This is a genomic window from Stieleria sp. (assembly GCF_041595215.1).
GTDB classification, from domain to species: domain Bacteria; phylum Planctomycetota; class Planctomycetia; order Pirellulales; family Pirellulaceae; genus Stieleria; species Stieleria magnilauensis.
This window is the reverse complement of sequence record NZ_JBFHKV010000283.1, coordinates 1-8591: the sequence shown is the minus strand read 5'-3', so window position 1 is coordinate 8591 and position 8591 is coordinate 1. Positions and strand designations below refer to the sequence as shown.

Annotated in this window: 7 protein-coding genes; 3 read left to right on the top strand and 4 right to left on the bottom strand. The window is 58.5% G+C overall.

Annotation, left to right across the window (positions count from 1 at the left end; genetic code table 11):
* Together ABX749_RS12890 and ABX749_RS12885 are read right to left on the bottom strand one after the other, a co-directional pair.
* A partial coding sequence (locus tag ABX749_RS12890) for a sigma-54-dependent transcriptional regulator (protein WP_372896346.1) occupies nucleotides 1-680 on the bottom strand: 680 nt, incomplete at its 3' end.
* 24 nt (nucleotides 681-704) lie between these two features.
* The gene (locus ABX749_RS12885) at nucleotides 705-2243 is read right to left on the bottom strand and encodes an ATP-binding protein (protein WP_372896345.1); all 1539 of its coding nucleotides are present in this window, start codon (nucleotides 2241-2243) and stop codon (nucleotides 705-707) included.
* A 597-nt stretch (nucleotides 2244-2840) separates the two neighbouring features.
* Between ABX749_RS12885 and ABX749_RS12880 the strand changes: the two genes are divergently transcribed.
* The 3 genes from ABX749_RS12880 to ABX749_RS12870 all read left to right on the top strand — a co-directional run bounded on the left by ABX749_RS12880 (nucleotide 2841) and on the right by ABX749_RS12870 (nucleotide 7977).
* Entirely contained in the window at nucleotides 2841-5117 is a 2277-nt protein-coding gene (locus ABX749_RS12880; protein WP_372896344.1) for a bifunctional SulP family inorganic anion transporter/carbonic anhydrase, read from the top strand.
* 99 nt (nucleotides 5118-5216) lie between these two features.
* Nucleotides 5217-7406 carry a cation:proton antiporter gene (locus ABX749_RS12875; protein WP_372896343.1) on the top strand — a complete coding sequence of 730 codons (2190 nt, stop codon included), beginning with the start codon at nucleotides 5217-5219 and terminating at the stop codon, nucleotides 7404-7406.
* Nucleotides 7407-7497: 91 nt separating this feature from the next.
* A complete protein-coding gene (locus ABX749_RS12870) occupies nucleotides 7498-7977 on the top strand; it encodes a universal stress protein (protein ID WP_372896342.1) in 480 nt (159 codons plus the stop codon).
* Between the two features lie 93 nt (nucleotides 7978-8070).
* Here ABX749_RS12870 and csrA read toward each other — a convergent pair whose 3' ends face one another.
* Nucleotides 8071-8289, bottom strand: coding sequence for a carbon storage regulator CsrA (csrA, locus tag ABX749_RS12865; protein WP_372896341.1), 219 nt, complete (start codon nucleotides 8287-8289; stop codon nucleotides 8071-8073).
* A 97-nt stretch (nucleotides 8290-8386) separates the two neighbouring features.
* Nucleotides 8387-8591, bottom strand: a 205-nt coding sequence (locus ABX749_RS12860; RefSeq protein ID WP_372896340.1) for a hypothetical protein, incomplete at its 5' end; no start/stop codon positions are given.

Here is an 8591-nt window from a genome sequence, read left to right as displayed (position 1 = left end):
ATGCGGCGTTTGTCGGCGCCGGTGAAGGAACCGCGCTCGTGCCCGAACAGTTCGCTTTCGAGTAAGTTTTCGGGCAGGGCGGCGCAGTTGATGGCCATGAACGGTCGTTCGGCTCGGCGGCTGTGTTGGTAGATCGCGCGGGCGACCATTTCTTTGCCGGTTCCGCTTTCACCCAAAATCAGTGCGTTGACATCTTGCGGGGCGACCTGTCCGATCAACTTGTAGACTTCCTGCATCGCCTGAGACCGACCGACGATTTGGTCGGCGGAAGTATCGCCGTCTGAATCGATACCGAACTGGGCGGGGGTGCGACTCATCAAGCTGACGTCGATGGCGTTTTGAACGGTCGTCAGAAGCTTTTCGAACTCGACGGGTTTGAGCAGGTATTCGAATGCGCCCCGCTTCATCGCATCGATCGCGGTCTCGGTCGTCGAATACGCGGTGATGATGATCACCGGGACTCGGGCATCGAGTTCGTGGATGATGCTGAATGCGTCCAACCCGGACATGTCCGGCAACCGCACGTCCAAAATGACGGCATCGGGTTGATGCTCGCGGACGGCCGCGATGCCGCTTTCGGCGGTCGCAGCGGTGACCACTTCCAAGCTGTCTGTTTCGAGACTTTTCTTGAGCGAGTAGCGGAGGTTGGGTTCGTCATCGATGATGATTAATTTCGGCACATTCGATTCCAATGCGGGAAAGGGTTAGCACTGTCCGTTGAAGCGGGCTTTCGAGTCGGCCGATGGCAGCGGCAGGATCACCTTGACGACCGTGCCACCTTCGGGGCGATCTTCGGCCAGCAACTGGCCTTCGTGTGCGTCGATGATTCGTTGGGAGATCGCTAAACCGAGCCCCAGACCTGGATCTTTGGTGCTGAAAAACGGCTCGAACATGCGGTCTCGGTCGCGCTGGTCGGCGGGCATTCCGCAACCATCGTCGGCGACGCTCAAGCATACCCACTCGGTCGGCCGATTCGGTGTCGCGTGCGGAACCTCGTCGCGGCCGATCCGTTCCACCGTAACGGTAATCCTGCCTTCGGTGGGCACCGCATCCAAGGCGTTGAGCAACAAATTGAGTAACACCTGTCGCAACTGCATGGCGTCGCCGCGGACCTGAGCGGATGCGCAGGGAAGTTGACAGTCGATTCGAATGTTCCGTGTCTCGGCACGGCTTGCCACCAGGTCCACGGTTTGATGCACGATCGGTGAAAGTTCGACCAGACAGAACTGCGGTTCCGAGGGGCGAGCGAAATCGAGGAACGTTTGCAGCAGACTATCGACCCGTGTGATCTCCTCATCCAGCACGGCGATGTCGGTCGCATTCAAGCTGCCCGAATCGGGGTTGCGTCGGGCGGACTGCACCAGGGTTTTCATGCACATCAGCGGGTTGCGCAATTCGTGTGCCAGACCGGCCGCCAGTTTTCCGACCGCCGCCAACTGATCCGCCCGGACGATTTCTTGATGCCGCTGATGCAACTGTTCGACGACCGAACCGACACGCGAAGAAACAGTCTCGAGCACCAGTTGCAGATCGCGGAGGCTGGGGTCCGCGGAGACTTCGACGGGTCCGACGACGGTTTCGAGCTTGCCCGCCACATCACGGATCGGGACCGACAGCATAAACATCGTTCGGTTGATGGCTTGGGCGACACCGTAGCCGGCTTCCAATCCGGCGATCGCGCCGCAGATGCCCAGAAACACCATCACCATGGCCAGCTTTTGGGCCAGACGTTGGTTTTCTTGGTTGCTTTGTTCCAGCTCCGACTCGTTGAACTTCAGGTAGTTGTGGGCGGCGACCAAGATTTGCTCGGAAAGCGTTTTCTCCTCCAGCTGATCGACCACCTCGGAAGAAATCGCCCTGTCCGGGTCATCGATCAACTGATGCAGCTGTTCAAAGTACTTTTCCAGTCGATGCTCAAGATCGGCGACGAATGCTCGCTCCTGGTCGGTTGCGGAAAGTTGACGCGCCTTGGACAGCCACGCGTTGGCCTTGTCCTGCTTTTCCGCCGCCCTGACCAGGTAGTTGCGGTCCATCGTCAACAGAAAGCGATCCAGTTCATGTCGCATCTCGCGAGCGATCAACTCCAATTCTTCGGCGCAGCGAATACTGGCGACGTTGATGTCCAGCAGGCGTGAATTCTGTTTCTGGATTTCAATGACGTACCACGCGCCCGAAATGCCCAGACACAACAGGATGCATCCGGTGATCGGCAGAAAGCAACCAATCTTGTCGCGCAGCTTCATGGAATCGGTCTCGTGATGTGCATGAAATTCAGCCAGATCGTCGGGAATTCGGGCGCGGTCGGTTGGTGGTGTGACGTCGATGGAGTGGCTGAAGAAAACCCGGGCAGGGTTTGTTCCCGCTGTACACGCGACACGTCCGATCGCCTGTTGGCAAACGCTGTGCCCTGGAAGCGTTGGATCGTTTGATTGCGATGCTTTTTTGATCCCGAACCGGTTGGGGGTTTCCGATCCGTTCGTCTGCGATCATCGGCCGCGACCCCGATTGCGTTTCCTGGCGCGTTTTGTGGGGTGGGCAGTTCAGCGGACAGTTCGGCGCACCATTCAGCCAGCCGGCGGCGAAAAACAGTCAGCGCGACTGAAATTCGACAGTTTGAATAAACATTAGACCGATTCCGCGAAGTGATCGAGTGTTAAATCGATGATCGGACTGCACGTGAGGAGGAAATTCAGTAGGATTGCAGGGAGATTCCAGGGTGCCTTTGGACCAGCCCGAGCGAGTTGGCCCGACCTTTGCTAAGCGAAAACCCGCTTCGACGTGCGCACGTCGCACGATTACGCGAAAGATTCGTTTCAAGATCGATGGAGAACAGCTGGACTATGGATGACTCATCCAACTCGATACTCGCCCCGACCAATCTACTTCGTGACTTCACGGCGTCGATTGTGGTGTTTCTGGTGGCACTTCCGTTGTGCCTGGGGATCGCGCTGGCGTCCGGTGCACCGTTGTTTTCCGGTCTGATCGCTGGGATCGTTGGCGGGATCGTCGTCGGATCGCTGAGCGGATCGCACACCAGCGTCAGCGGCCCGGCGGCCGGATTGACGGCGGTGGTGTCGGCCCAGATCGCGAATCTGGGCACCTTCGATGCGTTCTTGCTTGCGGTCGTCGTCGGCGGGGTGATCCAAATCGGGTTGGGCATCGCCAAGGCCGGGGCGCTGTCAGCGTTTTTCCCGTCCAGCGTGATCAAGGGGCTGTTGGCTGCGATCGGGGTGATCCTGATCCTGAAACAGATTCCCCACCTGTTCGGTCACGATACCGATCCGGAAGGTGAGATGTCGTTCTCGCAGCCGGATGAGCAAAACACGTTCTCCGAACTTTACACGTTGATCGCCGGTGATTTGCATTTTGGTGCCGCCGTGGTGGGACTGCTTTCGCTCGGCCTGCTGTTGATTTGGGATCGGACGAAACCGCTGAAGAACTCGATCGTCCCGGGGCCGTTGGTGGTGGTGTTGGTGGGCGTCGCACTGCAAGCTCTGTTTGCCGGGTTCGGCGGCTCCTGGGCGATCGGCGTGACGCACTTGGTGCAGATTCCGGTGGCGGAAAGCTTCTCGGACTTCGGCAGTTTTTTGCGGACGCCCGATTTCACGCAATGGGCCAACCCCGCGGTTTACATCGGCGGCATCACGATCGCGATCGTCGCCTCGCTGGAATCGTTGTTGAACTTGGAAGCGACCGACAAACTCGATACCCAACGCCGTAGTTCTCCGCCCAGTCGCGAGCTATTGGCGCAGGGGTGCGGTAACGTGGCGGCCGGATTGATCGGTGGGATTCCGGTCACGTCGGTGATCATCCGCAGTAGCGTGAACGTCAACTCGGGAGCCAAGTCGAAGTTGTCGACGATTTTCCACGGCATCTTGCTGTTGGTTTGCGTCGGATTGTTCCCGGTTTATTTGAACATGATCCCGCTGAGCGCGTTGGCGGCGATTCTGTTGGTAACGGGGTTCAAACTCGCCAGCCCGCAATTGTTCGCGCAGATGTGGAAGGAGGGTCGGTATCAATTCATCCCGTTCATCTCGACGGTCTTGGCGATTGTGCTGACGGACTTGCTGATCGGCATTCTGATCGGACTGATGATCAGCGTGTTGTTCATCCTCAACAGCAACCTGCGTCGGCCGATCCGCCGGGTGGTCGAGACCCATCTCGATGGCGACATCCTGCACATCGAATTGGCCGATCAAGTCAGCTTTTTGAATCGTGCCGCGTTGGACAAATTGTTTAACAGTGCGGCCCGGGACACCAAGCTGTTGATCGACGCGTCGGGTTCGGATTACATCGACCCTGACATTCTGAGTCTGATTCGTGATTTCAAGAACAACATCGGCCCAGCCCGCGGGGTCAGCGTCAGCCTGCGCGGATTTCGAGAGAAGTATGAACTACACGATGACATCCAGTTCGCGGACTATTCGACGCGAGAGCTACAAAGTCGCATCACACCGGACCAGGTGCTGAAGATTCTGCGCGACGGCAACGAGCGTTTTCGCACGGGACACCGCATCACTCGGGATTTCGGTCGTCAGGTGGGGGCGACGGCGACGGGGCAAAGCCCGTTGGCGGTGGTGCTCAGTTGCATCGACTCACGCGTTCCCGCCGAACTGGTGTTTGACCTCGGCATCGGCGACATCTTTAGCGTGCGGGTCGCCGGAAACATCATCGGCACGAAGTCGCTGGGAAGCATGGAATTTGGCGTCGCGATTGCCGGCGCGAAACTGATCGTCGTGCTCGGTCATACCCGCTGCGGTGCGGTCACGTCGTCGGTGGAGATGTTTGAGGACAGAACGGATGTCGAGCAGGCGAGTGGTTGTGGCCACCTGCACGCCATCGTGTCGGAGATCCAGCAATGCATCGATCCCGACGAGTGTCGAGGCATCAGCAGCATGACGCCGGAGGCCAAGGACGCCTGTATCGACTCGGTTGCTCGGAAGAACGTGCAACGAACGGTTCGTGAAATCATTGCCCGCAGCGATGCCATCCGCCGAGCGGTTGAAAACGGCGAGGCCATGGTCATCGGTGCGCTCTATGATGTAAAAACCGGCGAAATTGATTTCATGACGGATCGTGCGGTCGACTCGCAAGCCTCACATCAAGCAAACGTGTAGCGGCAAAGTCGACGCCGCATCCCAGGCTGTCGTCTCGCCCAGACGTGGTTTTGAGCAGATGCGTCGGAATCGAGATCAGGGTGGGGCGCAGGAAGCTGGATGCATACCAACGAAATCTTGACGAGCTTCACGCTGGCCGCAGCGCTGGGCGTGTGCCTGTTCACGGTGGCGTCCTACTTGCGGACCTCCCCGATCGTGTTGCTGCTCCTCGGCGGGATCGTGGCCGGTCCCGAGGTGTTGGGGCTGGTTCATCCCAGTGCACTCGGTGACGGACTTCGCACGATCGTCTCGCTGGCGGTCGCGATCATCCTGTTCGAAGGCGGCTTGACGCTCGACTTGCGCGGGTACCGGACCGTCAGTCAGGAAATCTGCCGCGTCTTGACGATCGGTGTGTTCGTCACCTGGATCGGAACGGCGGTCCTGTTGCGATTGATCTTTGGATTTGACATCGCCTTCTGCGTGCTGGCGGCCAGCCTGGTGATCGTGACCGGGCCCACCGTGATCGGCCCGCTGCTGCATCGGATCCGGGTTCAACCCAAACTGCATCACATTCTTCACTGGGAGGGCGTTCTGATCGATCCGATCGGCGTGTTCCTGGCGTTGTTGAGTTTCGAGTTCTATGTGAGTACCGATGGCACGCAGCAGTTGGTCGTCAAAGACTTTCTGTTGCGGTTTGCCGTCGGCGTGGTATTCGGGGTCGCGTTCGGTTTCCTGATGGACTTTTTGTTGCGACGCCAATGGATCAGCAAGGGGCAAACCAACATCTTCGTTCTCGCGATGGCGATGTTGAACTTTGCCATGGCCGATGTAGCGATCAGTGAAAGCGGATTGTTGAGCGTGACGGTCGCCGGTCTGGTCCTGGGCAGCCGCAAGACGCCGCAGTTGCGTGAGATTGTCAGTTACAAGATCGAGCTGAAAGATTTCGCGATCGGGCTGTTGTTCGTGCTGTTGGCGGCCAATTTGGAACTGCGTGCGTTCGTCGAGTTCGGCTGGAATCTGATCCTCGCCGTGATCGGGATCATGTTGATCGTCAGGCCGTTGAACATCTTTCTGTCGACCAGTCAGAGCATCCTGACGTTGAAAGAAAAGTTGTTTCTGTGCTGGATCGCGCCGCGTGGGATTGTGGCCGCCTCGATGGCGTCGCTGTTCGCGTTGGAGTTGCGGCGTCGCGGGATTGAAAACGCGGTCTTTCTTGAATCGTTCACGTATTCGGTCATCGCCGGAACCGTCGTGGTGCAAGGCTTCACGGCGGGATCGGTCGGACGCTGGCTGGGTGTTGTCCGTCCGGTGCCGACCGGATGGATCATCGTCGGGGCGCACGCACTGGGGCGTCAGGTCGCGAGGTTTTTTGGCCGGCACGGCGTGGATGTCGTGTTGATCGACACCAACGCCCGCGAAGTCCGCGCGGCTGAGCGAGACGGATTGGTCGCCATCAACGAAGACGCGATGCAAGTGACTCCGGAGAAATACGCCGCGTTCTACCGATGTGGGAATCTGCTGGCACTGACCGCTAACGCCGATCTCAACCGGATGTTGTGTCGCCGCTGGTCTGAATTGCTGGAAGAGGCAACGTTGTTTCGATGGGAGAGGTCCGGCTATCAAACGGCGAACAACGAACACCTGTTGGTCGGCAAGCGGGTCTGGACCGAATTGCCACTAAACCATTGGATGCACCCCGACAGCGAACCGCCACCGCTGGATATCCGGCTGCGCGCGACCGATGCGTTGCCAGAACCCGAGAATGTTTTGATGACGGTCCGCAATGGCGTGGTGGTGCCCGGCGACGCTCGCGAGCTGGATGACAACGACGTCGAATGGCTGGTGTACGATCCCCGCGGGGAACAAGAAACGAGTGTCCTGCCACTCGCGCAAGAGAACGTCATCTTCTCCAACCAAACCGATCTCCGCGAACTCTATCGCGAGATGCTGTACCACCTGCGAAATCAACTTCCCGGCATCGACCCGGAGCAGATGCTGGTCGAGATCTGGCGCCGCGAGGAGGACTACACCAGCCTGCTCGGTCATGGGATCGCGTTGCCGCACACCTGGTCCAGCGCCGTGGATCATGCGACGTTGATGGTCGCGCGTCCGCAGAATCAATTGCTCTGCCCGCTGACAGATCTGCCGATCGAAATCGTGTTCATGTTGCTCAGCCCCGCCGGCCAACCCGATGAGCACCTGGCCTGTCTCTCTTACATCGCGCGGCTGATCGGAACGGAATCACGGCGCGAACGCATTCTCGCCGCCGACAACGCCGCCGAGTTGCATCGGTTGATCGTCCGCAGCTGAGCCGTTTTGCGCTGCGTAAGGAAACGCTTCGTCGATGGCAAAGGGTAAACTTTCCGGTAGGTCAACAGAAGGAATTTACGAGCGCCCGACCATGAATTATTTTGAAAACACGAAGATCCTGGCACCCTACGATTTTTCCGAGTTCTCTCGGGCGGCCGTGGAAACGGCGATCAAGATCGCGGGCAAGAATGAGAACGTCACCGTCTTACACGTCGTGGATCCGTCGCCACTGTATGGGTATTCCGGCGACATGGGGCTAGAACTGGGCGCCGGTCGCGTGTTGGGGGTACCCGATGTCGATTTGGCCAGCGAGATCGACGACCAACATGAAAAGAAGGCGCTCCAGTCGCTGAAAAACGAGTTCAATGACGACCGCCATCAAGGATTGAATTTTGACACCGTGGTCAACGAAGCCGCGCACGGAATCACCGAGTATGCCGAACACCACACGTTCGGTTTGATCGTCCTGCCCTCACACGGCCGCACCGGTGTGAAACGGTTGCTGATCGGTTCGACCGCCGAACGTGTCGTGCGGCTGGCGCACTGTCCGGTCCTCGTGCTGCGGGAGTGAATCGAGACATTGCACCGACCGACCACCACGCAACCCGGAACTCGCAAGAGTTTCACGACCGTCGTGGCCTTCATTCCCGATCTGGGGAATGCGTTAGGACGCCTGTGCGTTCAAGTCGCCACAGGCAGGCGTCGGTTGCAGCGGCGCCGCAACCGGTTCGATGAACGGACGCAGTTCGCCCCGCTGGATGGACACGTTGCGGGGCGCTTCGATTCCGATCCGCACCCGACCGCCGGAAAGACTTGACACCTTGATGATGATGTCGGATCCGATTTGGATCGTTTCGCCGACCTTGCGAGAAAGAACTAACATGGGGCCATCCTTGCAAAAAAATGTGGGAGGTCGCCGAGTGCGAGGGGCACTGGGTCGAATCGGGATTTGTATCTTTGCAAATGTTGAGCCAATTTTTCTATTTTCGAGAAAGTTCATACAAACAACCCGAATTAGCGTTGTGGAGGTCCTTGTTCGCTGCCCTTGTGCGTCGCTTGCAAATGCAAGCAAACGGTGAACGAGCTGCATCCGTTTGCATGACCCGGAAAAAATTTGCCGGCTTGGCAGGTTTCTTGCCAGCGCACAGTTTCTTGCCAGCGGTCAGTGGCTTGCCAGCGGTCAGT